This is a genomic window from Shimia aestuarii (genome assembly GCF_900114635.1).
GTDB classification, from domain to species: Bacteria; Pseudomonadota; Alphaproteobacteria; order Rhodobacterales; family Rhodobacteraceae; genus Shimia; species Shimia aestuarii.
This window is the reverse complement of record NZ_FOTQ01000009.1, coordinates 66668-92799: the sequence shown is the minus strand read 5'-3', so window position 1 is coordinate 92799 and position 26132 is coordinate 66668. Positions and strand designations below refer to the sequence as shown.

General features: G+C 62.5%; 26 protein-coding genes and 2 tRNA genes. 12 read left to right on the top strand and 16 right to left on the bottom strand.

What is annotated here, in order from left to right:
• Window positions 1–148 precede the first annotated feature (148 nt).
• Complete coding sequence (locus BMZ35_RS17745; protein ID WP_093095816.1) at window positions 149–1810, top strand: adenylate/guanylate cyclase domain-containing protein; 1662 nt, start codon at window positions 149–151, stop codon at window positions 1808–1810.
• Here BMZ35_RS17745 and arsJ read toward each other — a convergent pair.
• From arsJ to BMZ35_RS17725, 4 genes are read right to left on the bottom strand one after another with little or no spacing between them, the layout of a single operon-like run.
• The gene (arsJ, locus tag BMZ35_RS17740) at window positions 1807–3048 is read right to left on the bottom strand and encodes an organoarsenical effux MFS transporter ArsJ (protein WP_093095812.1); all 1242 of its coding nucleotides are present in this window, start codon (window positions 3046–3048) and stop codon (window positions 1807–1809) included. The two genes, BMZ35_RS17745 and arsJ, sit on opposite strands and share 4 nt — an antisense overlap.
• A gap of 9 nt (window positions 3049–3057) precedes the next feature.
• Window positions 3058–4068 (bottom strand): ArsJ-associated glyceraldehyde-3-phosphate dehydrogenase, encoded by a 1011-nt coding sequence (locus tag BMZ35_RS17735; RefSeq protein WP_093095808.1) that lies wholly within the window; start codon window positions 4066–4068, stop codon window positions 3058–3060.
• A gap of 11 nt (window positions 4069–4079) precedes the next feature.
• Window positions 4080–5135 (bottom strand): ACR3 family arsenite efflux transporter, encoded by a 1056-nt coding sequence (gene arsB / locus BMZ35_RS17730; RefSeq protein ID WP_093095805.1) that lies wholly within the window; start codon window positions 5133–5135, stop codon window positions 4080–4082.
• A 25-nt stretch (window positions 5136–5160) separates the two neighbouring features.
• On the bottom strand, window positions 5161–5493 hold the full coding sequence (locus BMZ35_RS17725; protein ID WP_093095802.1) for an ArsR/SmtB family transcription factor: 333 nt from the start codon (window positions 5491–5493) through the stop codon (window positions 5161–5163).
• Window positions 5494–5649: 156 nt separating this feature from the next.
• Between BMZ35_RS17725 and BMZ35_RS17720 the strand changes: the two genes are divergently transcribed.
• Window positions 5650–6588 carry an alpha/beta fold hydrolase gene (locus tag BMZ35_RS17720; protein ID WP_093095800.1) on the top strand — a complete coding sequence of 313 codons (939 nt, stop codon included), beginning with the start codon at window positions 5650–5652 and terminating at the stop codon, window positions 6586–6588.
• Window positions 6589–6684: 96 nt separating this feature from the next.
• Here BMZ35_RS17720 and BMZ35_RS17715 read toward each other — a convergent pair whose 3' ends face one another.
• On the bottom strand, window positions 6685–7152 hold the full coding sequence (locus tag BMZ35_RS17715; RefSeq protein ID WP_207503010.1) for an Lrp/AsnC family transcriptional regulator: 468 nt from the start codon (window positions 7150–7152) through the stop codon (window positions 6685–6687).
• A gap of 110 nt (window positions 7153–7262) precedes the next feature.
• Here BMZ35_RS17715 and BMZ35_RS17710 point away from each other — a divergent pair, with 110 nt between their 5' ends.
• A complete protein-coding gene (locus BMZ35_RS17710; RefSeq protein WP_093095798.1) occupies window positions 7263–8654 on the top strand; it encodes an aminotransferase class V-fold PLP-dependent enzyme in 1392 nt (463 codons plus the stop codon).
• Between the two features lie 6 nt (window positions 8655–8660).
• On the opposite strand, the gene BMZ35_RS17705 is transcribed toward BMZ35_RS17710, so the two are convergent.
• The 7 genes from BMZ35_RS17705 to BMZ35_RS17675 all read right to left on the bottom strand — a co-directional run bounded on the left by BMZ35_RS17705 (window position 8661) and on the right by BMZ35_RS17675 (window position 15243).
• Window positions 8661–9080, bottom strand: a complete 420-nt coding sequence (locus BMZ35_RS17705; RefSeq protein WP_093095796.1) for a PaaI family thioesterase — start codon at window positions 9078–9080, stop codon at window positions 8661–8663.
• Between the two features lie 20 nt (window positions 9081–9100).
• A complete protein-coding gene (locus BMZ35_RS17700; RefSeq protein ID WP_093095792.1) occupies window positions 9101–9886 on the bottom strand; it encodes an SDR family NAD(P)-dependent oxidoreductase in 786 nt (261 codons plus the stop codon).
• Window positions 9879–10904, bottom strand: a complete 1026-nt coding sequence (locus BMZ35_RS17695; RefSeq protein WP_093095790.1) for a phosphotransferase family protein — start codon at window positions 10902–10904, stop codon at window positions 9879–9881. Before BMZ35_RS17695 ends, BMZ35_RS17700 begins: the two co-directional genes overlap by 8 nt.
• Window positions 10905–10917: 13 nt before the next feature.
• Window positions 10918–11589 carry a histidine phosphatase family protein gene (locus tag BMZ35_RS17690; protein ID WP_242654841.1) on the bottom strand — a complete coding sequence of 224 codons (672 nt, stop codon included), beginning with the start codon at window positions 11587–11589 and terminating at the stop codon, window positions 10918–10920.
• Window positions 11586–12575: an NAD(P)H-dependent flavin oxidoreductase gene (locus BMZ35_RS17685; protein ID WP_093095787.1), complete on the bottom strand. Its 990-nt coding sequence runs from the start codon at window positions 12573–12575 to the stop codon at window positions 11586–11588. Before BMZ35_RS17685 ends, BMZ35_RS17690 begins: the two co-directional genes overlap by 4 nt.
• A 147-nt stretch (window positions 12576–12722) precedes the next feature.
• On the bottom strand, window positions 12723–13628 hold the full coding sequence (locus tag BMZ35_RS17680) for an alpha/beta fold hydrolase (RefSeq protein WP_093095785.1): 906 nt from the start codon (window positions 13626–13628) through the stop codon (window positions 12723–12725).
• Window positions 13621–15243 (bottom strand): long-chain-fatty-acid--CoA ligase, encoded by a 1623-nt coding sequence (locus BMZ35_RS17675; protein WP_093095784.1) that lies wholly within the window; start codon window positions 15241–15243, stop codon window positions 13621–13623. The genes BMZ35_RS17680 and BMZ35_RS17675 overlap by 8 nt, the downstream gene beginning before the upstream one ends.
• Window positions 15244–15443: 200 nt before the next feature.
• On the opposite strand from BMZ35_RS17675, the gene BMZ35_RS17670 reads away from it, so the two are divergent.
• Window positions 15444–16355, top strand: coding sequence for a pirin family protein (locus BMZ35_RS17670; protein WP_093095782.1), 912 nt, complete (start codon window positions 15444–15446; stop codon window positions 16353–16355).
• Window positions 16356–16484: 129 nt separating this feature from the next.
• Here BMZ35_RS17670 and BMZ35_RS17665 read toward each other — a convergent pair whose 3' ends face one another.
• Window positions 16485–17069 carry a TetR/AcrR family transcriptional regulator gene (locus tag BMZ35_RS17665; RefSeq protein WP_093095780.1) on the bottom strand — a complete coding sequence of 195 codons (585 nt, stop codon included), beginning with the start codon at window positions 17067–17069 and terminating at the stop codon, window positions 16485–16487.
• Window positions 17070–17166: 97 nt separating this feature from the next.
• Here BMZ35_RS17665 and BMZ35_RS17660 point away from each other — a divergent pair, with 97 nt between their 5' ends.
• From BMZ35_RS17660 to BMZ35_RS17625, 8 genes are all read left to right on the top strand, one after another.
• On the top strand, window positions 17167–17406 hold the full coding sequence (locus BMZ35_RS17660; protein ID WP_093095778.1) for a hypothetical protein: 240 nt from the start codon (window positions 17167–17169) through the stop codon (window positions 17404–17406).
• Between the two features lie 108 nt (window positions 17407–17514).
• A complete protein-coding gene (locus tag BMZ35_RS17655; protein WP_093095776.1) occupies window positions 17515–18801 on the top strand; it encodes a homoserine dehydrogenase in 1287 nt (428 codons plus the stop codon).
• A 100-nt stretch (window positions 18802–18901) separates the two neighbouring features.
• Window positions 18902–19870, top strand: coding sequence for a class II fructose-bisphosphatase (glpX, locus tag BMZ35_RS17650; protein WP_093095773.1), 969 nt, complete (start codon window positions 18902–18904; stop codon window positions 19868–19870).
• Complete coding sequence (locus tag BMZ35_RS17645; RefSeq protein ID WP_093095769.1) at window positions 19871–20434, top strand: cysteine hydrolase family protein; 564 nt, start codon at window positions 19871–19873, stop codon at window positions 20432–20434.
• Window positions 20431–22173 carry a single-stranded-DNA-specific exonuclease RecJ gene (gene recJ / locus BMZ35_RS17640; RefSeq protein WP_093095767.1) on the top strand — a complete coding sequence of 581 codons (1743 nt, stop codon included), beginning with the start codon at window positions 20431–20433 and terminating at the stop codon, window positions 22171–22173. The genes BMZ35_RS17645 and recJ overlap by 4 nt, the downstream gene beginning before the upstream one ends.
• Window positions 22174–22343: 170 nt before the next feature.
• A tRNA-Glu gene (locus BMZ35_RS17635) sits at window positions 22344–22418 on the top strand.
• A 52-nt stretch (window positions 22419–22470) separates the two neighbouring features.
• Window positions 22471–22545: transfer RNA gene (locus BMZ35_RS17630), tRNA-Glu, on the top strand.
• Window positions 22546–22666: 121 nt separating this feature from the next.
• Window positions 22667–23497: a universal stress protein gene (locus tag BMZ35_RS17625; protein ID WP_165610123.1), complete on the top strand. Its 831-nt coding sequence runs from the start codon at window positions 22667–22669 to the stop codon at window positions 23495–23497.
• Here BMZ35_RS17625 and BMZ35_RS17620 read toward each other — a convergent pair.
• From BMZ35_RS17620 to BMZ35_RS17610, 3 genes are all read right to left on the bottom strand, one after another.
• Window positions 23494–24006 carry an SAM-dependent methyltransferase gene (locus BMZ35_RS17620; RefSeq protein ID WP_093095762.1) on the bottom strand — a complete coding sequence of 171 codons (513 nt, stop codon included), beginning with the start codon at window positions 24004–24006 and terminating at the stop codon, window positions 23494–23496. The two genes, BMZ35_RS17625 and BMZ35_RS17620, sit on opposite strands and share 4 nt — an antisense overlap.
• 134 nt (window positions 24007–24140) lie before the next feature.
• On the bottom strand, window positions 24141–25463 hold the full coding sequence (locus BMZ35_RS17615) for a TRAP transporter large permease (RefSeq protein WP_093095759.1): 1323 nt from the start codon (window positions 25461–25463) through the stop codon (window positions 24141–24143).
• Window positions 25460–25978 (bottom strand): TRAP transporter small permease, encoded by a 519-nt coding sequence (locus BMZ35_RS17610; protein WP_093095757.1) that lies wholly within the window; start codon window positions 25976–25978, stop codon window positions 25460–25462. The genes BMZ35_RS17615 and BMZ35_RS17610 overlap by 4 nt, the downstream gene beginning before the upstream one ends.
• Window positions 25979–26132: the final 154 nt, after the last annotated feature.

The window sequence follows — 26132 nt, the reverse complement described above, 5'->3', positions numbered from 1 at the left end:
TCAAGGTGGCTTGCACAGTTGCCGTCACGATGTTTCCAAGACAGAGATCAAATTTCGACAGGACCCTTGTATCCCGGTTTGGCCAATCCAAGGTTTTATTCTAGCCTGAAGAGACATCGAAGCGCCCACGCCAGGGAAATGCCCCCTTATGAACCGCCGATTGACCATCCTCATGTGTGCCGACCTCGTCGGGTATTCTGCCCTGATGGGGCGGGATGAGGCGCTGGCGGTGGCGTCGGTGCGCGACCTCAAGAACCGGCTTCTGGAACCGGTGGCCGCCAACCATGGGGGCGAGGTTCTCAAGCGGATGGGCGACGGCTGGATCCTGTCTTTTCCGGGCGTCGAGGCGGCGCTGGATTGCGCAGAAGAGGTGCAGACCGGGCTGGCCGATCACGCGGTGATCAAGCTGCGCATCGGCTGTCATATCGGCGAGATCGTCGAGGACGAGGATGATTTCTACGGCGCGGGGGTCAATATCGCGCAAAGAATCGAAACCGAAGCTCCCCCGGGCGGGGTGATGCTCTCGGAAGACCTGTTTCGCCAGTTGAGCGAGTCGCGGCGCGGCAATCTTGCGGATGCGGGCGTGTTCAAGCTCAAGAACATCGCGACACCGATGCGGCTTTACCAATGGCGTCCCGCCAACCTTGTCACGGCACCCGGCGCGGCCGGTGCGTTGCCTTCCATCGGCTTTGAGCCTTTCAGCTTTGCCCCGGACGATGCGGATACAGCCGCCGTCGCAGCGGACCTGCATGACGGGATCCTCCAGACGTCTATGAAACGCACCGGGATCGATACGATTGATTTGGGGGACGATCCTTCCGCGCCGACCGTGTTCATCCTGCGGGGGCGGCTGCGTCTTGCCGGCGCGCGGGGTCGGCTGGCCATCAGCCTCATCCTGCGCGAGGATTTCAGCACCGTGTGGACAAGTACCTATGATGGCGACGCATCCGATATCTTCGCCTTTACCGATGACGTGGTGGCGCGGGCCGAGGCGGACATCCGTCTTCAGACCATCCAGCATGATGGCGACAGGATGGCGCATCTTGCCGACGATCAGTTGAGCCTGTCAGAGTTGCGCGCCCGTGCCGCAAATCTATTTTTCAAACAACGTCTCGAAGACTGGCGGCGCGGCTATGCCGCGCTCGAACGCGCGGTAACATTGAACCCGCGTGACCCGATGGCGCTCGCCATGAAAGCACAGAACCGTCTCAATTGGTGGGGGATCAGGTTCGAACCCTTCGACGCAGCACTTGCAGCCGAGCTGGGCCGCGAACTGGATGTCGCCGTTCAGGAGGAGCCCCACAGCGATTTCATATTCTGGGCGCGCGCGGCCTATCACCTGCGGATGCTTGATGACCTTGAGGCAGCCAGGTTCGACATGGCGCAGTCGCTGGAGGTCAACCCGAACTTCCTGGGAATTGTAGAAGTGCAAGCCCAGATCGCCCTGCGAGAGGGGCGGATCGAGGATGCCCTGAAAGCGTTGGAAGGCTACCTCATCCGCGGGTCGGATGACCCGTTCAAGCTGGTGCGTCTGACTTTCAACGCCCGCGCCCACCTATGCGCAGGGAATGCACAAGAAGCGGCACGCGAAGCCAAGGAGGCGGCCTATCTGCGGCCCGAGGAACGAGGTCTGCACCTACTCAAGGCTCTGGCCTGTCGCGAGGCCGGGGACACTGCCGGGTTGGAGGCCGCACGGCGTGCGGCGGAAAAACTCGAAAAACAGCCCTGCATCGCCGTGCAGCGCATCCCTCTGCCAGATGGTTTCGAGTGGATCAATGACGCACTCCACCCCGAGGCCGACCCGGTCTAACCCCGCAACCTGTTCGCCGCCAGCGTCGCGGCCCCCGCCATCAGGGCCGCCGTGAAAAGGCAGAACGGCAGTCCGCCAAGCTGGTAACTCAGCCCCGACAAGAGCGTGCCCACAAGCCGCCCGGCAGCGTTCGACATGTAGTAGAAGCCGACATCCATCGTCACCCGTTCGCCTGTGGTGAAGGCGAGGATCAGGTAGGAATGCACCGAAGAATTCACCGCAAAGACAAAGCCGAACACCAACAGCCCCACAACGAGGATCGCCGTCAGCCCCGGCATGTCCAGCCAGACCGCCCCGGCAAGGACAAGCGGGATCAGGGTCAGCGCTGCGCACCAGACCACCGCCTTGTGCACGATCTGAGGCGTCGTGCTGCTGGCCCCCTTAAGCAGTTTGGGGGCGAGGCCCTGCACAAAGCCATAAAGGATGATCCAAACGGCCATGAAGCTGCCGATCATGAAGAATGCAGCGCGGTTGCCCGCTTCACTGCCATCCGACAGGACGGCATAGAAATAGATCGGGATGCCAACCACGAACCACACGTCGCGCGCGCCGAACAGGAACAGGCGGGCAAGGCTCAGGCGGTTGATATTGCTGTCCTTGGAAAAGACGTGAGAGAACTTGGCCGATTTCTTTCCCCGTGGCAGGCCCGCAGGCATGAAGGCCACAACCCCGATCAGGATCGCGCCCAGAACCGCCGCCACGACCCAGACCGAGGTTTCAAAGCCCCAGACCGCCAACAGCACCGCGCCCAAAAGAAACCCCAGCCCCTTGACCGCATTCTTGGACCCGGTGAGCACGGCGACCCACTTGAAAAGCATGCCCTGCCCTTCGGGCGCCAGCACCTTGACCGCCGATTTGGCCGACATCTTGGCCAGATCCTTGGCCACGCCAGACAGCCCCTGAACGCACATCACATAGACAACCGACGCCGAAAGCCCCCATGCCGGGTCAAACTGCGCCAGCGCCAGCAGCGCGACGATCTGCAACCCCAGCCCGGCATAAAGCGTCGAGGTCAGTCCGAACCGCGCCGCCAGCCAGCCTGCCGAAAGGTTGGTGATCACCCCCATCACCTCGTACAAAACAAAGAGATAGGCCAGCTGCACCGGCGAAAACCCGAGCGCATGGAAATGCAGCAACACCAACATACGCAGCGCGCCATCGGTCAGCATGAAGGCCCAATAGGCCGCCGTGACGGTGGCATAGGCCGCAAGGCCGTTGGGTTTGGTCGTGTCCGTCATGGTGAATGGTCAGAGGCTGGCAACAACCATGCGGGTCACATCCGCCAGTCGCCATGCATAGCCCCATTCATTGTCATACCACGCATAGACCTTGACGTGCCGCCCGTTCACCACCCGCGTCGACAGGGCGTCCACGATGGTCGAGCGTTCGTCATTGGTGTAATCGCAGCTAACCAACGGGCGCGTTTCATAGCCCAGAATGCCTTCAAGCGCGCCCTTGGAGGCCGCTTCGAACAGGCTGTTCACCTCTTCGGCGGTGGTGTCGCGGCTCACGTCAAAGACAATGTCGGTCAGCGACGCGTTCAACAGCGGCACCCGCACAGCGTGGCCGTCAATGCGGCCCTCCAGTTCCGGGAAAATCTGGATGATCGCCTTGGCAGACCCGGTTGTCGTCGGGATCAGCGAATTCAGCGCCGAACGCGCCCGGCGAGGATCCTTGTGGGCGCGGTCCACGATCACCTGCGTGTTGGTCACGTCATGAATCGTGGTGAAAGACGCCTGCTCGATCCCCAGCGCCTCGTTGATGACCTTGACCACCGGCGCGATACAGTTGGTGGTACAGGAGGCCGCCGTGACGACCCGGTGCGCGGCCGGGTCATAGGCGCTTTCGTTGACGCCATAGACGATATTGGCCACATCCGCCTCTTTGACCGGGGCGGACACCACGACCTTTTTCACCCCCTGATCGAAATAGGGCTGCAGCTTGGCATTGGTCTTGAACGCCCCGGTGCAGTCCACCACCAGATCGACGCCCAGTTCCTGAAGCGGCAGGGCATCAAGATCACGTGTCGAGGTAAAGCGCATCTGCTGGCCATCGACCGTGATACTACTGTCATCAAAGGCAAAATCCGCCCGCCAACGCCCATGCACCGTGTCAAATTCCAGCAGGTGGGCGTGCAGCTCGGGGTCGCCCATCGCGTCATTCAAAAGCACGATCTCGGCATCCAGCCCAAGGTCAAAAAAGCTGCGGATCACGAGCTTGCCCATGCGGCCAAGGCCATTGATGGCGATTCTGGTCATGTGTTCAGTCCTCAATCAGTCGGGAACCATCCGCGCGTGCGGTTGGCAAAAGCAACAAGCGAGAGCATGACCGGCACTTCGACCAACACCCCCACGACGGTGGCCAGTGCCGCCCCCGATCCCAGCCCAAAAAGCGAGATCGCGACGGCCACGGCCAGTTCAAAGAAATTCGACGTGCCGATCATGGCGCAGGGCGCGGCCACGTTGAACGGCACTTTCCACAGACGCGCCCAACCATAGGCAAGGAAGAAGATGCCGTATGACTGGATCAAAAGCGGAATGGCAATAAGCAGGATCACGAAAGGCTGGCTCAGGATCACCTGCGCCTGAAACCCGAACAACAGCACAACCGTCACCAGCAAGCCTGTGATCGAAAACGGCGCCACCTTGGCCTTGAAGGCATCCACGGCGGCCTCACCGCCCTGCCGGACCAGCCGGGACCGTGTCACCAACCCCGCCAGCAGGGGCAAAAGCACGTAAAGCACCACCGACAGGATCAGCGTTTCCCACGGCACCACGATATCCGTCACCCCAAGCAACACTGCGACGATCGGCGCAAAGGCAAAGACCATGATCACGTCATTCACGCTCACCTGCACCAGCGTATAGGTCGGATCACCGCGCGTGAGGTTCGACCAGACGAACACCATCGCCGTGCAGGGCGCCGCGCCAAGCAGGATCACCCCCGCCAGATAGGCCTGCGCATCCTCGGGTGCGATCCATGCGGCAAAGACATGTTCAAAGAACAGAACTCCCAGTGCGGCCATGGTGAAGGGTTTGACCAGCCAATTCACAACCAGCGTGATCGCCAGCCCCTTGGGCCGTTCCCCGATATGGGCCAGCGATCCGAAGTCCACGCCCACCATCATCGGATAGACCATCGCCCAGATCAGCACCGCGACGGGCAGGTTCACGGACGCCACCTCCAGCGCAGCCAGCGCGCCGAATACACCCGGCATCACGCTGCCAAGCAACAAGCCCGCCCCGATGGCCAACGCCACCCAAAGCGACAGGAGGCGTTCAAACGTTCCCAAACCGGCTTCGGCCTCTCGCGCGTGATCACTCATTCCGAGGCTCCCATTCCTATCCCGCTCAACATCCGCATGTCAGATCCTCGATCAACGGCTGACACAGCTCCGGACGCCCGCCGCAACAATCCTGCAAAAGGAACCCGAGCAGCCCCCGAAGCCCCTCGGTATCGGCAAAATACCGGATGGCCCGCCCCTCGCGCGTGTTGCGCACCAACCCCGCATGCAACAGCACAGAGAGATTGGCCGAGAGTGTGTTCTGGCGCACATCCATCGCATGAGCGATCTCACCCGCAAGCATCCCGTCCTCGCCCCGCGTAATCAACAGGCGAAACACTTCCAGCCGAAGCGGTTGGCTCAGGGCAGCAAAGGCCGACAGGGCGTTAGTCTTTTCCATAATTCATGAATTATTGAAATGTGAATTTTCAGGCAAGCGATTCCCCGACCCCATATGATGAAGTTTCTGTAACAACCGCATGACGCGCGCGGCAGTTGTGACTTGACTCCCCCCACACAGCCGCGCCCTCATGCGCAGGTTCATACCGGAGCCTGCATGACCGCCCTTGTTGTCTTCCTCGCCCTGATCGCGAGCCTTGCCGTTTGGACCCGTGCCCTGTCGCGCGCCGCTGAAACTGCGCAGCCTCCGACCGGCGCTTTCCAGCCCGTCACCGGGGGAACCATCCACTACGTCGAAGCCGGCCCCAAAGAGGCGCAACCGATTGTGCTGATCCACGGACTGGCCGGCAATCTGCACCACTTCACATATGCAATGGTCGACATTCTGGCCAAATCGCATCACGTGATAGCGCTCGACCGACCCGGAAGCGGCTACTCCACACGTGTGGATGACGGACAGGCCACGCTTGAAGCCCAAGCCACGATGATCTGGGAATTCCTCGATCGCCAAGGCATCACCAACCCGGTTCTGGTCGGCCATTCCCTTGGCGGCGCGGTGGCGCTGGCGATGACGCTTGAGCGACCCGACGCGCCGGCCGCCCTTGCCCTGCTTTGCCCTGCAACCCAACCACAGGCGGGCATTCCCGACGTATTTCGCCCGCTCCACCTCAAATGGCGCGGCATGCGCCGTGTTCTGGCCCACACGCTTGTGGTCCCAATGACGCGGCTCACCCGCCGCCGCATGCTGCAAGAGATCTTCGCCCCCGACCCGGTCCCCACAGACTTCGAAACCAGAGGAGGCGGACCGCTTGCGCTGCGCCCGGAAACCTTCATCTCGGCGTCTGCTGACCTGATGGCCACGCGCGAAAGCGTGTCCCACCTGACGGAACGCTACGCGACCGACCTGCGCGTGCCCGGAGCCATCCTGTTTGCCGAAGACGACGCCATTCTGTCTCCCGACCACCACGGCACCCCCATGGCTGCTTTCGGCTTTGACACCACGCTCCTGCCCGGGCATGGCCACATGATCCCGCTCACGGCCCCCGAAGCTTGCGCAGAGTTCATTCTCCAGACCGCCGCCAAGGCCCGCGCCTGACCACCTCTTCATTTTGCCAAAAATACTCCGGGGGTGCGGGGGCTGGCCCCCGCGGTCTACTTGCTTGCCTGCGGGCGCTGGCCCACCGCGCTAACCTCACCCAAACACGTCGAGCGGCCGGTCCTCCAACATGGTTTCCATCGAGAAATACCCCGTCACGGTGTCCAGCTCGTAGCCGGTGGTCAGCCGCCGATACACCGCGTCATACCCCGACATGCCTGTGGTGACGATCTTGAGCATATAGTCCCAATCTCCGCCAATCCTGTGCATCTCCGCCACCTGTGGAATGCGCGCCACATGCTTTGCAAACCCCTCGGCCCATTCCATGGAATGATTGCGTGTACGCACCATGACGAACACCGTCAGATCAAGCCCCAACGCCGCCGGATCGATCTTCATCCGCGTTCCCTTGAGAATGCCCTGCTCATCCAAACGCTTCAATCGGCGCCACAAGGCATTCTGGGACAGCCCCACCCGTTCCGCCAGATCACGCTGCGACAGCGATCCGTCGCGTTGCAGCAGATCAAGCAACTTTCGATCAATGTTGTCCATTTTTCCTACCATTTCGATCATATGACACAAAAATTGATGACATACCATATCAAGTAAGTGAACTCGCCCCAGCCCGACAGCGCTAACCTGACAGCACACCACTCACGGTAACAGGGCGTCCCATGACCAATCAGACAAATGCATTCCAAGACTTCGCCAAAAAACTCCGGCAGGACCCCAATCCCCTGTCAGGACTGCGCGAAGGTCTGATCGGCGGGGACGCCACGATCGACACACCTGCCGGGCCGACCAAGCTGATCTATGCCGATTACGTCGCCTCAGGCCGCGCCCTGCGTCAGGTTGAAAGCTTTGTCATGGAAAAGGTGCTGCCGTTTTATGCCAACAGCCACACCGAAGCGTCGTTCTGTGGCGCCCATACCACGCGGTTGCGCGAAGACGCCCGCAAGGTTGTCGCTGATCTCTGCGGTGCCCGCACCGAAGACCATGCGGTAATCTTCTCTGGTTCGGGCGCGACGGCGGGATTGAACCAACTGATCCACCTGCTGCAGGTCGATGCGGGCACCACCGTCATCGTTGGCCCCTATGAACACCACTCCAACCTCCTGCCCTGGCGCGAGAGTGGTGCAAAAGTGATCGAACTGCCCGAAGCCGCAAAAGGCGGCCCCGACATGGACGCGCTCAATGGTGCCCTTGCAGAGCATACCAAGTCCGGCCCGGTGATTGTCGCCATGAGCGCCGCAGCAAATGTGACCGGCGTTTGCCCCGATGTCGCGGCGGTGACCCGCACCGTCAAGGCGCATGGCGCACGCATGGTCTGGGATTACGCTGGCGGCGGCCCCTATCTGCACATGGCCATGACCCCGGCCCCGGATGCCGAGATCGACGCGCTGGTTTTTTCGGGGCACAAGTTCATCGGTGGCCCCGGTGCCAGCGGCGTTCTGATCCTGCGTCGCGACGCGGTGGAGACGGATGTGCCCTATCGCCCCGGCGGGGGCACCGTGGCTTTCGTGAACGCGCATCAGCATGATTACGTCACCCGGCTCGAGCAGCGCGAAGAAGGCGGCACACCCAACGTGATCGGCGATATCCGCGTCGCGCTGGCCATGATCGTCAAGGACGTGATCGGACAGGGCTATTTCGACACGCGCAACGCGCAACTGGCCGCGCGAGCCTTCGACGCTTGGTATAAACATCCCAACATCGAGCTGTTGGCCGACAATCGCCCCGACCGCCTGCCGATCCTGTCCTTCGTCCCCCGTGACGCAAACGGCCAGCGGATCGACCACAACGCTTTTACCCGTGCGCTGTCAGAGATTTATGGCATTCAGGCACGCGGGGGCTGTTCCTGTGCAGGGCCTTATGTGCATGCGCTCCTGAGCATCGACGACGCCCTCAGCGCCGAAATCCGCGAGGACATTCTGCATGGTGGCGGCACCAGCAAACCGGGCTTCGTGCGCCTGAACCTAAGCGTGCTGATGACGGATGAGATCGTTGATTTCATCCTGAACGCGGTGGGCGAATTGGCGTCGGGATGGCAGGCCAAAGCGGCCTGACGCGCCTCAGAGCCGGGTCTTGCGATACTTGAACGCGCCGGACCCGCGCGCGATGATTTCGCCGGTCTCGTCGCTGACCGTGCTTTCGGCAAAGAACGTACTGGCCCCGCCCCCCACGCGCCGCCCCTCGGCAATCAACACATGCCCAATGGGGCGCGACAGGAAGTTGGTGGTCAGCGAAAGGGTCAGGGCCAGCTTCTTGTGCCCCGGATCGCCCGTGTAACAGCCCGCATAGCCCATCACCGTATCAAGCAGCGTCGCGTAGATGCCGCCATGCGGAATGCCCGCCCGGTTCATCAGGAAATGCTCGATCGGCAGCTCCAGCCGCGCATAGTCCACATCCCAATGGGTCAGCCTGAACCCAAGATGCTTTTGCAAGGCATAAGGGTCTTCATCAAGGCGGGGGTCAAGCGGTGTTTCACTCATGTCTCTTGCCTGCCCGGTCTTCACACGGCGGTCAAGCCGCCATCAATGGCGATCGCCTGCCCGGTCATGAACGAGTTTTCCGGCGCACAGATCCACAGCATCGCCTGCACCACCTCTTCCGGGGCGCTCACGCGTCCCATCGGCACACGGCTGGCGATATGGGTAAAGGCCTGTTCGCGGCTGAGGCCGGCCTTGCCGCCCACCTGTACCGCCATTTCATCCACCATCGGCGTGGCCGAGAATGACGGACACAGCGTATTCACGCGAATGCCGCGCTTGGCGTTTTCATCCGCGGCGGCCTTGGTGATGCCCACCACTGCATGTTTGGCCGCCGCATAAAGCGACAGGTGCCCCGAGCCGACCAGCCCCGCCGCCGAGGCCACGTTCAGGATCGCGCCGCTCCCGTGCTGCTGCATCAACGGAATCTGGTATTTCATGCACAGGAACACGCCCTTGGCATTCACGTTCATCATCAGGTCGAAATCATCCGTGCTGAGGAACTGCAAAGGCTTCACGTCATGGCCAATGCCCGCGTTATTGATCCCGACATTCACGGTGCCAAAGGTCTCGGCAATCCGACCCACATGGGCCGCCACCTGCGCCTCGTCTGAAACATCCACCACGTCCGACACAACCTCGACGCCCTTGGCGCGCAGGGCGTCGGCCACCTCGGCAAGCTGCGCGCCATTCACATCCGACAAGCCCAGCTTGGCACCCTCGGCTGCAAACATCTCTGCCGCAAGCGCGCCAAAACCGCTGGCCGCGCCGGTGATCATGACCACCTTGTCCTGATAGCGTTTATCCATGTTTCGCGGCCTCCAGCCCCGCCTTGGCAAAGCGCGGCACAAAGGCCCCGAGACGCATCGCCCGCTCAGGGTCAGACGCATTGCCGTCCAACGCGCGTTTCAGAACACCCTGAATGATCGCCCCCATGCGGAAGAAGCAGAAGGCAAGGTAGAAGCCGAAGCGATCAATTCCGGGCAGGCCCATGCGCTGGCAATAAGCGGTGATGAACGCCTGATCGGTTGGAATGCCAAGGCTTGCGCGATCCACCCCGGCCAGCCCGCGCCCCTCGTTGCCCGGAGGCATCTGCCATTGCATGATGACCGAGCCCAGATCGGCATAGGGGTGTCCGATGGTCGACAGCTCCCAATCGAGCATTGCGATCACCTCTTCGCGGTCGGGCGCAAAGAGCATGTTGTCAATGCGGAAATCCCCATGCACCAGCGTGCGCCTGCCATCATCGGGCGGCGTGTTGGCCGCAAGCCAGTCAATCAGCGCATCCATGTCCGGCACCGGCTCGGTTTCCGAAGCGCGGTACTGCTTGGTCCAGCGTGCAATCTGGCGTTCGAAATAATTGCCCTCGGGTCCGTAATCCGACAGGCCCACCGCGTCGATGTCGACAGAATGAATGGCCGCAAGCACGCGGTTCATCTCGTCAAATACCCGGCCCCGTGCCTCTGGATCAAGGTCGGGCAGGCGCGGATCGTCAAACTGCCGCCCCGCAACATGGTCCATTACGTAAAAGGCCGAGCCGATCACGTCATCGTCTTCACACAGCACATGCATCCCTGCGACCGGCACGTCACTCCCGGCAAGGGCCTTTTGGACACGGAACTCGCGATCCACCGCATGGGCGGATTTCAACAGCACGCCGGGCGGCTTGCGCCGCAGCACGTATTTGCGCCCCGGTGTTGTCAGCAAAAAGGTCGGGTTGGATTGCCCGCCCGCGATCTTGGCGGCCTCAAGCGGGCCTTCGAACCCCGGCAGGTTGGCGCTCAGCCAGCCCGCGACGGCCTCGGTATCCAATGTGCTGGTGTCCATGTGCTGTCTCCCCTCAGCTATAGGTCAGCATGTCCTGTTCATTCTCCGCAGTGATATGCGGTGTCTCGTTGAAACCGTGCATCCAAGTGTTGCCCCGCGCCATGACAAACCGCGCGACGGCACAGTTCTTGACCTGCAATTGCAGCAGGATCATCTGCTCGGCAGGCGCGTCCAGCACATCCGCCAGCGTGCGCCCGATGGCCCCGCCGGAACTCACCGCGATGGGGGCCTTGGCGCCGCTCTGTGCGATGACCTCGCGCGCCTCGCGGACGCGCGTCGTGAAAGCGGCAAAGCTTTCGGGCGGATTGTCGATTTCCTCGCGCTGCCATTCCAGAACCGTATCCCGCAGGATGCGGAAATGCGTCTTGCGGTCGGTGTGCAGATCGTCGGGCCGGTCATCCCGCCCGGCAAAACGCGCCTCAAGCAGCCCGCCGAAATCAAACTCGTTCCACCCCGGCAGCACCACCGGGTCCAGCCCGGTCTTTAGCGCGCGTTCCATACCTTCCCAAGTCTGGCGATGCCGTTTTTGCGCGCCGATGAACACGGCATCCGGGGCCACGCCCTGCGCCTTCAGCGCCGCGCCAAGCGCTTCGGACTGACGATGCCCGAGCTCGGACAGGTTGTCATAATCCGCCGCGCCAAAGCTGGCCTGCGCGTGACGCACAAGGTGGAACATGGCGCTCATGCCATGCGCCTCTGAAGCCGCTTCCACGCCGCATTGAATTCGCGCTCATAGCGATCCACGAGGTCGGCCACAGACGTGACGTCCTTGACCGCACCAATGCCCTGTCCCGAGCCCCAGATGGTTTTCCAAGCCTTGGGCTTTTCGCGCTTGTCGCCGAAATTCATCGTCTTGAGATCACCTTCGGGCAGGTTGTCCGGGTCCATGCCCGCGTTCTCGATCGAGCCACGCAGGTAGTTCCCGGACACCCCGGTAAACAGCGAGGAATAGACGATGTCATCCGCGCCGCTTTCCACGATCATGTCCTTGTACCCCTGCAGGGCGTTGGCCTCCTTCGTCGCAATGAAGGGCGAGCCGATATAGCCCAGATCCGCCCCCATCGCGAGCGCGGCCAAAAGCGCGTCGCCCGTGCCGATCGACCCGGACAGCAGAAGCGGCCCTTCGAACCATTCACGGATTTCCGAGATCAGCGCCAGCGGCGATTGCGGCCCGGCATGTCCGCCCGCTCCAGCGGCCACGGCGATCAAACCGTCGGCGCCTTTTTCGATGGCCTTCTTGGCAAAGCGGTTGTTGATGATGTCATGCAGGGCGATACCACCGCAATCATGTGCGGCTTCGTTTACCTCAACCCGTGCGCCCAGCGAGGTGATCCAGATCGGCACCTCGTGCTTGTGGCAAAGCTCGATATCGCGTTCCAGCCGTGTGTTGGAGCGATGCACGATCTGGTTGACCGCAAAGGGTGCGGCCGGGCGGTCCGGGTTGGCCTGATTGTGCCGGTCCAGTTCTTCGCGGATCTGGGTCAGCCAGGTATCAAGCAGCGGATGTTCGCCTTCGCCCTCACGCGCATTGAGCGCAGGAAAACTGCCGACGATCCCGGCCTTGCACTGGGCAATGACGAGTGCCGGCACGGAAATAATGAAAAGCGGTGATGCAACGGCGGGGATACGCAATCCCTGAAGCGCTGCGGGCAAATGGTTGTCCCCACGCATGTTTGTCCTCCTGTTCCCTGATCGTTAGCCTAGGCTGCGCGGGCCGCATAGCAAGGATCGCCGTTCACGACATAACGTCACTTTGATTGCATGCGGGGCGAGCGCTGCAAGGCGCCTCCGGCGGGGGTATTTGAAACCATTGAGAAATCAGGGACGGGCGAGAAAATCGAGCACCAGGCGCGCGACCCGTTCGGGCTGCTGGTGCAACAGCCAGTGATCGGCCCCTTCGATCTCGTGGATCTCGATGTTGTCGCAGAACCGTTCGATCCCCTGGCGCGCTTCGGGCAAGAGCGCGGTATCCTCCAGCCCCCACAAGAGCAGATGCGGCATGGACACGCGCAGATGTTTCGGGTTCAGGCGCGGCAGGGCATCCGGGGTCAGCGGCACCCCCGGCTTGGCAACTTTGAGCGCAGAGGCGCGGTACCAGTTCACCATGCCCCGCACCCCGTCCACGTCCCCCCAAGCGTCGCGATAGCCCTGCCGCTTCTCGGGCGTCATCCACGACATATCCATGTTTTCCGAGAAAATACGGAACATGCGGGCGTGATCCTCGGCCACCAGCGCGGATTCCGAACCGTCCGCGCGCAACCACTCGATATACTGGCTCGCCGCGCTCTGCGCGCCGCCTGCTGCCAGTGCGTTCTGGAACGGCACCGGGTGCACGCCATTGGCGATCACCAGCCGCTCGAACTTGTCGGCGTGACGAAAGGCCAGCGCATAGGCCACCGCCGCGCCCCAGTCATGCCCGATCACGGCCGCCGCCGGTTTGCCCCGGCCGAAATGCGCAATCATCGCGGCAGCATCCGCCATCAATTCGGACATGGCATACGCCGCTACCTCGGCTGGCTTCCATGACTCTCCATAGCCGCGCTGATCCGGCGCCACGCAGAAATACTCCCCCGCCAGAAATGGCAGGATATCCTCGAAAGCGCCGGAATACTCCGGGAACCCGTGCAGACACAGGATCAACGGCTTTTCCGGGTCGCCGGCTGTCAGGGCAGAGAACGTCTGGCCGTTAACGGTCAAACGTTCCGTCTTCAGCGCGTCAGGCATCGGGCAACTTGTAGTCGGCAAACTGTTTGCGCAGGCTCAGCTTGGACACCTTGCCCGTCGCCGTCAGCGGCAATTCATCGACAAACACCACGTCATCCGGCAACTGCCACTTTGCGAAATGCTCATCAAGCATCCCCATCAGCTCCGACACTTCGGGTTTGCCATCGGGCGAAGGCACCACCACCAGCAACGGACGTTCGTCCCATTTGGGATGGGCTATCGCGATCACCGCGCAATTGGCCACCTTGGGATGCGCCATGACCGTGTTTTCAAGGTCCAGCGAGCTGATCCATTCGCCTCCCGACTTGATCAGGTCCTTGGCGCGGTCGGTGATGTTGAGATAGCCGTTGGCATCAATCGTCGCCACGTCTCCGGTGCCGAACCAGCCTTCGCTGTCAAAGGCATTCTGGTTGGCCTCGTCATTCTTGAAATACCCCGCCGTGATGGCCGGGCCACGCACGAAAAGCTCGCCCGCCGCAACGCCATCATGGGGCAGGCGCTGGCCGTCTTCATCAAGGATCTTGAGTTCCACAAGGCAGGTGCGTCGCCCCTGTTTCGCCTTGATCTTCAGCTTCTCGTCCAGCGGAAGGTGCTCGAGATGGGGCGGCAGGTTGCCCGTCGTCCCGATCGGCGACATTTCCGTCATGCCCCAGGCGTGGCAGACATTCACGTCATTCTCTTCAAAGAACCGGATCATCGAGGCGGGCGCGGCGGACCCGCCAACCACAACGTCCGCCAGCCCCTTGGGCAGACGCCCCTGTTTCGCGATCTCGCCCTGAAGACCAAGCCAGACCGTCGGCACCCCCCAGGCGGAATAGACGCTTTCCGACTCCATAAGTTTGAACAGGCTTTCGCCGTCCAGCGCACCGCCGGGAAAGACAAGCGACGCCCCGGTCAGCGGCGCGGCATAGGGAAGCCCCCACGCGTTCACATGGAACAGTGGCACAACAGGCAGGATCGCGCGCCCCGGCTGCAGGACATCCGGAAGACCCACGGCCTCCATGAAGGCATGCAGCACCGTCGAGCGGTGGGAATAGAGCGTCCCCTTGGGGTTGCCGGTTGTTCCGGAAGTATAGCAAAGTCCCGAAGCCGTGTTTTCATCAAGCACCGGCCAGTCAAAGCTCTCTGGCTGCCCCTCGAGCAGGTCTTCGTAACACAGGTAATCGCCCTCGGGCATATGCGCCCGGCCGGTCATCACCACCACCTTCAATCCAGCGGGCCACTGCGCCCGCAACGCCGCGACCAGCGGCACAAAGGTGGTGTCGACAAACAGCATCGTGTCCTCGGCATGGGTCACGATATAAGTCATCTGCTCGGCAGACAGGCGCGGGTTGATGGTGTGGCACACGGCCCCGCTCCCTGAAATCGCATAGTAGAGTTCGAAATGGCGATACCCGTTCCACGCAAGGGTCGCGATCCTATCGCCGATCTCGACGCCCTGCCCCCTGAGCGCATGGGCCAGCTGCGACACGCGCCCCAGCGTTTCGCGATAGGTGGTGCGGTGAATGTCGCCCTCGGTACGAACCGACACGATTTCGCCGGTCGGATGTATCTCGGCCGCGTATTTCAGGATGTCCGCGATATTCAGCGGAATATTCATCATTGACCCAAGCATCTCTGGCCCTCCCCTGCCTTTGGTGATGGTTTTCTGAACCGATACGTTAGCCAGCACGTACCGAATTGCAAAAGGTTCCTTTGCAATCTGCCGCAGCGTTCCACTATTGCCCCGCACATTCAGTCTTCGCAAATGCGCAGAGGCCGGAATTGAACGACCCGAGGCCGATGCCTAGATTTCTTCGTGAAAGGAGTCACACCATGTCCATCCGCCCCGTTCTGGAAACCCGCCGCGCCCAGCCGACCCTGGAAGGGGCTGGCGTGCACCTGCATCGCGCCTTCGGCTTTCGCGATCCCGACGAGCTTGACCCGTTCCTGATGATGGATCATTTCCGCAACGATGACCCGGCCAAGTACAAGGCCGGTTTCCCCTGGCACCCCCATCGCGGCATTGAAACCATTACCTATGTGCTGTCTGGCGCCGTGGAGCATCAGGACTCGCTGGGTAATACCGGCAATCTCGGCGCCGGGGACGTTCAGTGGATGACGGCCGGTTCGGGTATTATGCACCAGGAAATGCCGTCACCGGATGCGCATGGCGTCAACCACGGGTTCCAGCTCTGGGCCAACCTGCCCGGCGCGCAAAAGATGGTGGACCCGCGCTATCAGGATGTGAACGCGCGCGAAATCCCCGAGATTACCGACGATGACGGCACCCATGTGCGGATCATCACCGGCACATTCTGGGGGCGCACCGGCCCCGTGGATGGCATCGCTGCCGATCCGGTCTTTCTGGATGTGACGGTCCCGGCAGGGGTGAAAAAGACCCTGCCGATCGACACTTACCGACGCGCTTTTGCCTATGTGTTCGAAGGCGAGGCCGCCTTTGCCGATGCCAGCACGCCGACAGGCGTCCTGCTGGAAAAGGAAGTCGCTGGTCAGGAGGTCAATATCCGCGACATGTCAGGCGATCGCACGCTGGTGCGGTTCGGCACCGGGGATGAGATCACCGTTCAGGCCGGGGAACGCGGCGTACGCTTCCTGCTGATTTCGGGCACCCCGATTCAGGAGCCCGTGGCCTGGCATGGGCCGATCGTGATGAACACGCAGGAAGAACTGCGCCAGGCTTTTGCCGAGCTGCGGAACGGCACGTTCATCAGGCCCGCGCACTGACGCGGCCGCCCGACAGGCCAAACCGCCCCGCATTTGGGTATTTGGAACCATTGAGAGGTGAGAACCGAGCGCTTCTCAATGGTCACAAATACCCAAGTCCGACACTTCCCCGGCCACAGGTTTCAAAGATCAGATCGCCACGGATTTGCGCACCATGTCCCAATAGATCTGTTCGACTTCGGCCAATGAAAGCCGTCCGCCTTCGCGGAACCAGGTATTCACACCGGTCAGCATGGCAATCACGGCCATTGTGGCGATCTTGGGGTCAGGGACGGCAAACACCCCCGCCTCAACCCCAGCGCGCAGGATGGTTTCAAGCCGGTCCTCGTAGCGGCGGCGCAATGCTTCGATCTCGGCAAAGTTCTCCGGGCTGAGATTGCGCAGTTCCATGTAGGCAATGAAAACCTCGTCAGGGCGTTCGGCGTGGAACTGGATGTGGAACCGGGTGAAATGCTCGAGCCCTGCCATCGGATCGGACCCGTCCCTGGGGGCATGTGCAGCAAGCAGATCTTCAAGATGCGCGCGCATCAGGTCGAACAGCAGGGACTGCTTGTCCGGCGTGTAATTGTAGAGCGCCCCGGCCTGCACACCGACCTCGCGTGCGATCTGGCGCATCGAGACCGCCGCATAACCGTGCTGCGCAAATAACGCCAGCGCCGCGGTGCGGACGCGCGGGCCGGTGATTTCGGAATGTGATCCTGCGGTTCTTGCCATGGCCCCAGATTAACTGAACATATGTTCTAATAAAACCCCTGCTTGCCCTGCGCGTCGCTCTGGGGCACAGATAGGAAAATCGAGCCATCCGAGACCCATGCGCATTTACGTTTCCTTCCTGTTCCTGATCGCGGCGGCCTGCAGCCCGGGCCGGGACGTGCTCGACATCGACGATGCCGCGGCCGCGGCCGCGCCCTATCCCGAGCTTCTGCCGGTCGAACAGACCCTTGCCATGGATACACCTCGCCTGGACGAGAACAGTGACGAAGCGCTGGAAGCTCGGGCGCAACGCCTCAAACGGCGGGCCGCCGACGTCAAGGCAACGCCTGCCCAATAGGCAACCCGCACCCCAGCCGTCATGTCACCTCCGACGCGCCGTTGCACAGGTCAACGGGTTGGGATACACGGCCTCTTGATTGCATTCTGTCATCAAGGAGAGCGCCAGATGACCACCCCCCTGCGCCTTGGGATTGCCGGGCTTGGCACCGTCGGTGTCGGCGTCGTCAAGATCGTCCGCCAGAAAGCCAACCTTCTGGCGACACGCACCGGGCGCCCCGTGGTGATCACCGCCGTCAGCGCGCGGTCGCGCGACAAGGACCGGGGCGTGAACCTGAGCGATTACGCGTGGGAAGACGATCCCGTCGCGCTGGCCAAACGCGATGACGTGGACGTATTCGTCGAGCTGATGGGCGGCGAAAACGGCCCCGCCAAGGACTCGATCGAAGCCGCGATTGCCAGCGGCAAGGATGTTGTCACCGCCAACAAGGCGCTGCTGGCGCATCACGGTCAGGCGCTGGCCGAAGCCGCCGAAGAGGCAGGTCGCGTGATCCGGTTCGAAGCTGCTGTCGCCGGCGGCATTCCCGTGATCAAGGCCCTGACCGAAGGTCTGGCGGGCAACGACATCACCCGCGTCATGGGCGTGATGAACGGCACCTGCAACTATATCCTGACCCGGATGCTGGATGACGGGCTGAGCTATGACGAGGTGTTCGCCGAGGCCGACAAGCTGGGCTATCTCGAAGCAGATCCGAACCTTGACGTGGGCGGGATTGACGCCGGGCACAAGCTCTCGCTGCTGTCGTCCATCGCCTTTGGCACTCAGGTCGATTTCGACGCCGTCGAACTTGAGGGCATCCAGCGCATTTCGATCGAGGACATCAAGCAGGCCAACGATCTTGGCTACCGCATCAAGCTTCTGGGCGTGGCCCAGATGACCGGGCGCGGTCTCGAACAGCGCATGTCGCCCTGCCTCGTCCCCAAGAACAGCCCGCTGGGTCAGCTCAAGGGCGGCACCAACATGGTGGTGATCGAAGGCGATGCGGTAGAGCAGATCGTGCTGCGGGGACCCGGCGCGGGCGAAGGCCCGACCGCCAGCGCCGTGATGGGCGACGTATGTGACATCGCGCGCGGGTTCCGGGTGTCGACATTCGGCATTCCGGCCAAGTCGCTGAGCAAGGCCAAGACGGCCCAGTCGAATTCACCAGCCCCCTATTACCTGCACCTCAAGCTCGAAGACCGACCCGGCGCACTGGCCAAGATCGCCACGGTTCTGGGCGACAATGGCATCAGCATCGACCGGATGCGCCAGACCAAGCACAAGAATGCGGCGGCCCCGGTTCTGATCGTGACGCATAAAACCCAGCGCGCGGCTCTGGATGCCGCAATTGAAGCCATGCAGGACACCGGTGTCGTGGAAAGCGCGCCGGTCGCGCTGCGCATCGAGATGGTCTGAACACGCAACTTGCACAAGCCCGGCTGAGACATCGCGCGGGCTTGTGACATTGCCCCCCCTGCGTTATTGCGGGAACAAACCTAAGCACAAGGATATTTCCATGCCCGAAATCGCGGAATTTCATGACCGTATGCTCTCTCTTGGCCTGGCACGTGTTGCCGAACAGGCCGCGATTGCCTCGGCTGCGCTGATTGGCAACGGCGACGAGAAGGCCGCCGATCAGGCCGCCGTGAACGCGATGCGCGAACAGCTCAACCTGCTGGACATTGCCGGGGTTGTGGTGATCGGAGAAGGCGAACGCGACGAAGCCCCGATGCTCTATATCGGCGAAGAGGTTGGCACCGGGAACGGCCCCGGCGTGGACATCGCGCTTGATCCGCTCGAAGGCACCACCCTGACCGCCAAGGACATGCCCAACGCGCTCACCGTGATCGCGATGGGGCCGCGTGGGTCGATGCTGCATGCACCGGACACCTATATGGACAAGCTGGCGATTGGTCCGGGCTACCCGACCGACGTTGTATCGCTCGACATGTCGCCCAAAGAGCGCGTCGAAGCGCTGGCCAAGGCCAAGGGCTGCGCCCCGGCGGACATCACCGTTTGTATCCTTGAGCGTCCGCGCCACGAAGACATGATTGCCGAGGTCCGCTCGACCGGTGCCTCGATCCGCCTGATCACCGACGGGGACGTGGCCGGTGTCATGCACTGCGCCGAGGCCGAGGAAACCGGCATCGACATGTATATGGGCCAGGGCGGCGCCCCCGAGGGTGTGCTGGCGGCGGCGGCGCTGAAATGCATGGGCGGCCAGATGTGGGGCCGCTTGCTGTTCCGCAACGACGATGAAAAGGGCCGTGCGGCCAAGGCCGGGATCACCGATCTCGACCGCATCTATGCGCGTGACGAAATGGTCACCGCCGACGTGATCTTTGCCGCCACCGGCGTCACCGGCGGCTCGCTCCTGCCGCGCATCAAACGCAGCCCGGGCTGGGTTGAAACCACCACTCTGCTGATGCGTTCGAAATCCGGTTCGGTCCGCCGCATGACCTACCGCGCCCCGATCGAGGGCTGAATGAAGCGGGCACTGGTTCTCATCGACATTCAGGAGGGCATGGACAGCCCTCTCTGGGGCGCCCGCAACAACCCTGATGCAGAACAGCAAGCGGCGCGCCTTCTGGCGCGCTGTCGTGTTCAGGGCCTGCCCGTCGCCCACGTGCGGCACTTTTCGACCCGCCCGACAAGCCCGCTGCACCCGGATCAAGGCGGCAACGCGATCAAAGCCATTGTCGCACCTGAAGGCGACGAGCCGGTGTTTGAAAAAAACACCAACTCGGCTTTCATCGGCACGGACCTCGAAACGCACCTGCGAACGCGCGGCGTGACAGATCTCATCATGGCCGGGCTGTCGACCCCGCAATGCATCTCAACCTCGATGCGCATGGGCTGCAATCTCGGGTTCGACGTCTGGCTGGCCCATGACGCCTGCGCCGCTTTTGACACGCACGCCCGCAGCGATTGGCGCGCAGGCCTGCCCGCGATGACGGCACAACAGATTCACGATGCCGAAATCTCCATGCTGCACGGCGAATTCGGACAGGCCCTCGCCACCGACGACATTCTCAAGGCCTTGGCATGAGCGATTTTCTTGGCGTTTCCAGTTCTCTGACCGGGCGCCGCTGGGTTGGCCCCTCGGTCGAAATCACCCGCGCGGCCGAACTTCTGCAACAGGACACCGCCCTGCCGCCCGCGCTCTGCGCCGTTCTCGCCCGGCGCGGCGTCTCCCCGCAAGAGGCCGCCGGGTTTCTTGAACCCAAACTGGCCGACCTGCTGCCCGACCCACGCAGCCTCAAGGACATGGAAAAGGCCGCCACCCGCTTCCTGCAGGCGGTCAAGACCCGCCAACGGCTTGCAGTATTTGCCGACTATGACGTGGATGGCGGCAGCTCCGGTGCGCTTCTGGTCACGTGGCTGCGCGCCATGGAGCTGCGGGCCACGCTCTACGTGCCTGACCGGATCGACGAAGGCTATGGCCCCAATGACGAAGCCATGGCGGCCCTTGCACGCGACCATGACCTGATTATCTGCGTGGACTGCGGTACGCTCAGCCACGGCCCCATCGCCGCCGCCAAAGGCGCGGATGTGATCGTGCTCGATCACCATCTGGGCGGTGAAACCCTGCCCGACTGTCACGCCGTGGTGAACCCGAACCGTCAGGACGAATCCGGCGACCTCGCTCATCTGTGTGCGGCCTCGGTGGTGTTCCTGATGCTGGTCGAAGCCAACCGGCAAATGCGCGACGCGGGCGCGCAAGGCCCTGACCTGATGTACCTGCTCGACCTCGTGGCGCTGGCCACCGTGGCCGATGTCGCCCCCCTGATCGGCGTCAACCGGGCGCTGGTGCGGCAGGGGCTTAAGGTCATGGCGCGGCGTGACCGCCCCGGCATCGTCGCGCTTTCGGATGTCGCCCGCATGGATTCGGCCCCCAACAGCTACCACCTCGGCTTCCTGCTCGGCCCGCGTGTGAACGCAGGCGGGCGCATCGGACAGGCCGATCTTGGCGCGCGACTCCTGTCGACCGACAACCCCGACGAAGCCCGCGCCATGGCCGAACGGCTGGACCAACTCAACACCGAACGCCGCGACATCGAAAGTGCTGTACGCGCCGCCGCAATGGAACAAGCCGAAGAACGCGGCCTCGACGCCCCGCTCGTCTGGGCGGCGGGCGAAGGCTGGCATCCCGGCGTCGTCGGCATCGTCGCCTCGCGCCTCAAGGAGGCCACCAACCGCCCTGCCATCGTCATCGGACTGGACGGGGACGAGGGCAAAGGCTCGGGCCGCTCCATTTCAGGCGTTGATCTGGGCGCGTCCATCCAGAAACTCGCCGCCGAGGGCCTACTGATCAAGGGCGGCGGGCACAAGATGGCCGCCGGTCTGACCGTGGCCCGCGATCAGCTTGAATCGGCCATGGCGCGCCTGTCGGACCTGCTCGCAAAACAGGGCGCAGGAAGCGCGGGTCCTGCCGATCTCAAACTCGATGCCCTGCTGATGCCCGGCGCCGCCACGGTCGAACTGGTCCAGGACATCGACAAGGCCGGCCCCTTTGGCGCGGGCGCCCCCGCCCCCCGCTTCGCCTTCCCCGAGGCCGAGATTCGCTTTGCCAAACGCGTGGGTGACAGCCATCTCAAGATCACCTTCGGCGACGGGCTCGGCGCGCGGCTTGAAGCGATCTGTTTCGGCGCCTTCGACACGCCCCTTGGCCCAGCGCTCGAATCGCACGGACAGGCCCGCTTTCACCTTGCCGGGCGGCTCGAGCTCAATTCGTGGGGCGGCCGCCAGACCGTACAGCTCCGCCTCGAAGACGCCGCGCCCGCCTGAACACCCGCCCCATTCTTCCTTTTGCCGCAAATATCCCGGGGGAGTCGCGAGCCTGCTCGCGACGGGGGCAGCGCCCCCGGAACCCCGCGGTCAAAAAAGTCGCGCCCAGTTTGAAATTTCCGCTTGCAGTGCCCCCGGCCTTTCACTAATTACGCCTCACGCTTCGGCACGGCCCGTTCGTCTATCGGTTAGGACGCCAGGTTTTCAACCTGGAAAGAGGGGTTCGATTCCCCTACGGGCTGCCAGTCGAAGCCGGTTCTCCGGACTTCTGTTCCACCTTGAACCAAGCAACAGCGTGGCCCGTTCGTCTATCGGTTAGGACGCCAGGTTTTCAACCTGGAAAGAGGGGTTCGATTCCCCTACGGGCTGCCACTTCTGCCGCACCTCCGCCTCCATCGTGACACCGCGCCTTTGCCATCGCTGGCGCTGCTGCATAATGTGTAGCCAGGAAAGCGCATGTTTTGTCCCGGTCGCACCGGCAAGGAGGTCCCCCGTGAAATCCATCGTAGTCGCCACCGACATGTCCCCCCGTTCCGATCGCGCGCTGGAACGCGCCCTGTTTCTGGCCACGCAACACGGCGCGCGGCTGCACGTGGTGTCGGTGGTGGATGACGCCCTGCCCGAAGACATGGTGAACCAGCTGCGCGAGTCGGTTTCCGAGCGGCTCGAGGCCTATCTTTCCCGCCAGCCGGGCAAGGCGCTGACAACGATCACCGTGCTTGCCGGCGATCCCGTGGAACAGGTGAACGCCTTTGCCATCGACAAGGAAGCCGACCTTGTCGTCATGGGACTGCACCGCGCCCGGCGCCTCTTTGACCAGCTGCGCGAAACCACGTCCGAACGGATTGCCGCCGCCAGCCTTGCCCCGGTCCTGATCGCCCGGAACATGGTCGAGGGCGACTACGCCGCCGCCGTTGCGCTGGTCAGCTTTTCCGATGCCTGCGCCGCCGCGTTGCGGGCGGCGGCCAGCATTGCGCCCAAGGCAACGATGACATCCTTCCACGCAATGCTCGTGCCCTTTGCCGGGCTCACAGGCGAGTCGCATGTCAGCGAAATGGCCCAGGCCGTGCGCCGGGAAACCGAAGCCAAACGTGATGCGTGGCTGGCGAAATCGGCGGTCCCCGGCGCCTATGCCCCGCCAGAGATCGTGACTGGCAGCGTAACCCAGGCCCTGCATGACAAGATCGCCAGCATCACACCCGACCTTCTGGTGCTTGGCACACATACCCGCGGATTTGCCCTGCACAGGCTGGGCGGCTTTGCCGCTGATCTGTTGCGCGAACCGCCCACCGACCTGTTGCTGTCGCCTCCGTCGGTACGTTAATCGGCCTCTGCCAGCGGCACCGGCGTATCCACACCCGCCGTCCACGGTTTGATATCGACAAGCGGTGTGCCGTCGAAACAATCAATCGCATCCACTTCGATCTCCCCGGTCTCGACATCAACCGACAGGATTGTCACCGCCGACATCGCCATGGGGTTCGGACGATTGGGCGAGCGCAGGGCAAAGGTTCCCCGTGTGCCGTCGACATGCTTGGGCGCCTGCGTGATCAGGTCCCGGCGCGCCTGATGCATCCAGTAGATCAGGAAAATACCCCGCCCCGGCTCGAGCCCGGTCAGCCCCGGCGCAAACCCCTCTTCCAGTTTCACGGTGAACCGCCCGCCCTCATCGGCGGCGCGTACCCGTGCAGAGGTCACGTTCTTGGGGCAATCCCCGCGCTTCCAGGGGGTGTGAATGCGCCCGATGAACCGCACGGTGGCGTCCACGCGCTCTGCCGGGTCAAAAGACAGGGTGGTTTCACCATCACGGATGGCGGGTACGTCGCTGCTCATGGGATCTGTGCTCCTTTACTTTGCCCCATACTGCCCGATCCATGCGCCAACACCAGCGCCGCAACGCCGCAGTCCGAATGCAAAAAGGGCCACGGGGCTATGCCCCATGGCCCTTTTCAAGCGATGAGCCCAGGCTAGTAGATCGCCCAGACCAACGCCAAAGTTATCGACGGGAACATCGCCAGGATCGCCACGCGGATGATATCGGCCAGCACGAAAGGCGCCGTGCCGCGGAAGGTCTGGCTGATCGGGATGTCGCGCGCCATGGTGTTGATCACAAACAGGTTCATCCCCACGGGTGGCGTGATCAATCCGACCTCGACCACGATCAGGACGATGATGCCGAACCACAGGGCGAATTCCTCGGTGCTCATCCCGAAATCGAGCGCTGTCATGATCGGGAAGAAGATCGGCACCGTCAAAAGCACCATCGACAGACTGTCCATCACGCAGCCAAAGATCAGGTAGAGCACCAGCACGCAGAACAGCACGAACCAAGGGCTGAATCCCTGTTCCGTTACCCACTGCGCCGAAGTCTGCGGCAGTTGCGTGAGTGCAAGGAAGCTGTTGAACATGCCCGCCCCCAGCACGATCAGGAAGATCATCGCAGTGGAATTGGCCGTGGTCAGGATCGAATTGACAATCTTCTTGCCATTGAGCCCGCCAGTCACCAGCGCCACAAGCCCGGTGCCTGCCGCGCCCACCGCCGCCGCTTCGGTCGGGGTGAAGATACCGGCATAGATACCGCCGACCACCGCAAGGAAGATGAGGATCACAGGCCAGACCGAGATCAGCGCCTTGAACCGCTCCGCATAAGGCACCGGCTCAAGCGCATCGCCCGATCCCGGCACCACGCGCACGTAGATCGCGATCACCAGCATATAGGCAATCGCCGCCAGAATGCCGGGGATAAAGGCCGCGACAAACAGTTTGGCGATGTTCTGCTCGGTCAGGATCGCGTAGATCACGAGGATTACCGAGGGTGGGATAAGGATGCCCAGCGTCCCCCCGGCGGCCAAGGTCCCAGTGGCCAGCGGCCCGGAATAGCCATAACGGCGCAGTTCCGGCAGGGCGACCTGCCCCATCGTGGCCGCCGTGGCCAGCGATGAGCCACAGATCGCGCCAAACCCGGCGCAGGCGCCGATCGCCGACATCGCCACCCCGCCCTTGAGATGCCCAAGCCACGCCTCGGCAGCCTTGAACAGCCCCTTGGACATGCCCGACAGGGTCGCGAACTGTCCCATCAAAAGGAACAACGGCACGATCGACAGCGAGTAGTTCGAGAAAGTGCCATAGACGAGGTGCTTGAGCTGTCCCATCGTCATCATGGTCGAGCCGAATACGATATAGGTGCCGCCCATCCCCACCGCCATCATCGCCAGACCGATGGGAATGCGGATGAAAATCAGGAAAAGGAGAACCGGAAAGGACCAGAGGCCGATTTCAATATTGCTCATGCGTTTGCCTCCGACGACCGCCCCAGCAGGGCGCGCAGACTGCGCAGGATGCAGAACGCGGCAACGATCACGAACACAGAGGCCCCGAGGAACCCGGCGGCATAGGCCATCCAGATCTCGAACTGCAGGATAAAGGTTGTTTCGTGGTAATTGTACTTGTCCATCATGCCCAGATAGAGCCGCCATGCGATGATATAGGCGGCGATGAACATCATCACGTCCGCAACTAGATCAATCAGGCGATTTCCAAAACGCCCATAGGCGGGCTGGAACAAGTCCACGCGCGCATGGCCTCGGTTGTACTGACACCAGGGCAGAAAGGCGAAAATCGCAAATGCCACCCCGGCCTCGACCAGTTCGAAATCCCCCGGCACAGGCCCCAGCCCCAACGGGATGAGCGCACGCCCGGTGATCGACAGGCAGGTCATGATGATCAACCCGATCAACACGATCCCTCCCAGTATGGCCATGACGCGGGCCAGCCAGCCTACGCCCGTGTTCAACATATTATACATGATGGTGTTCGATCCCTGTCCCGGTCTTGTCCCTGTTGCTCTTGTAGCGCTGTCCATGCGCGCCCGGCATTGGCTCACACTGCGACAGTTCAAACGCGGCCTGTCAAGGTTTTGATGGCCGCGCATCCGCCTTTTGCGATCTCATTCGGGGGTG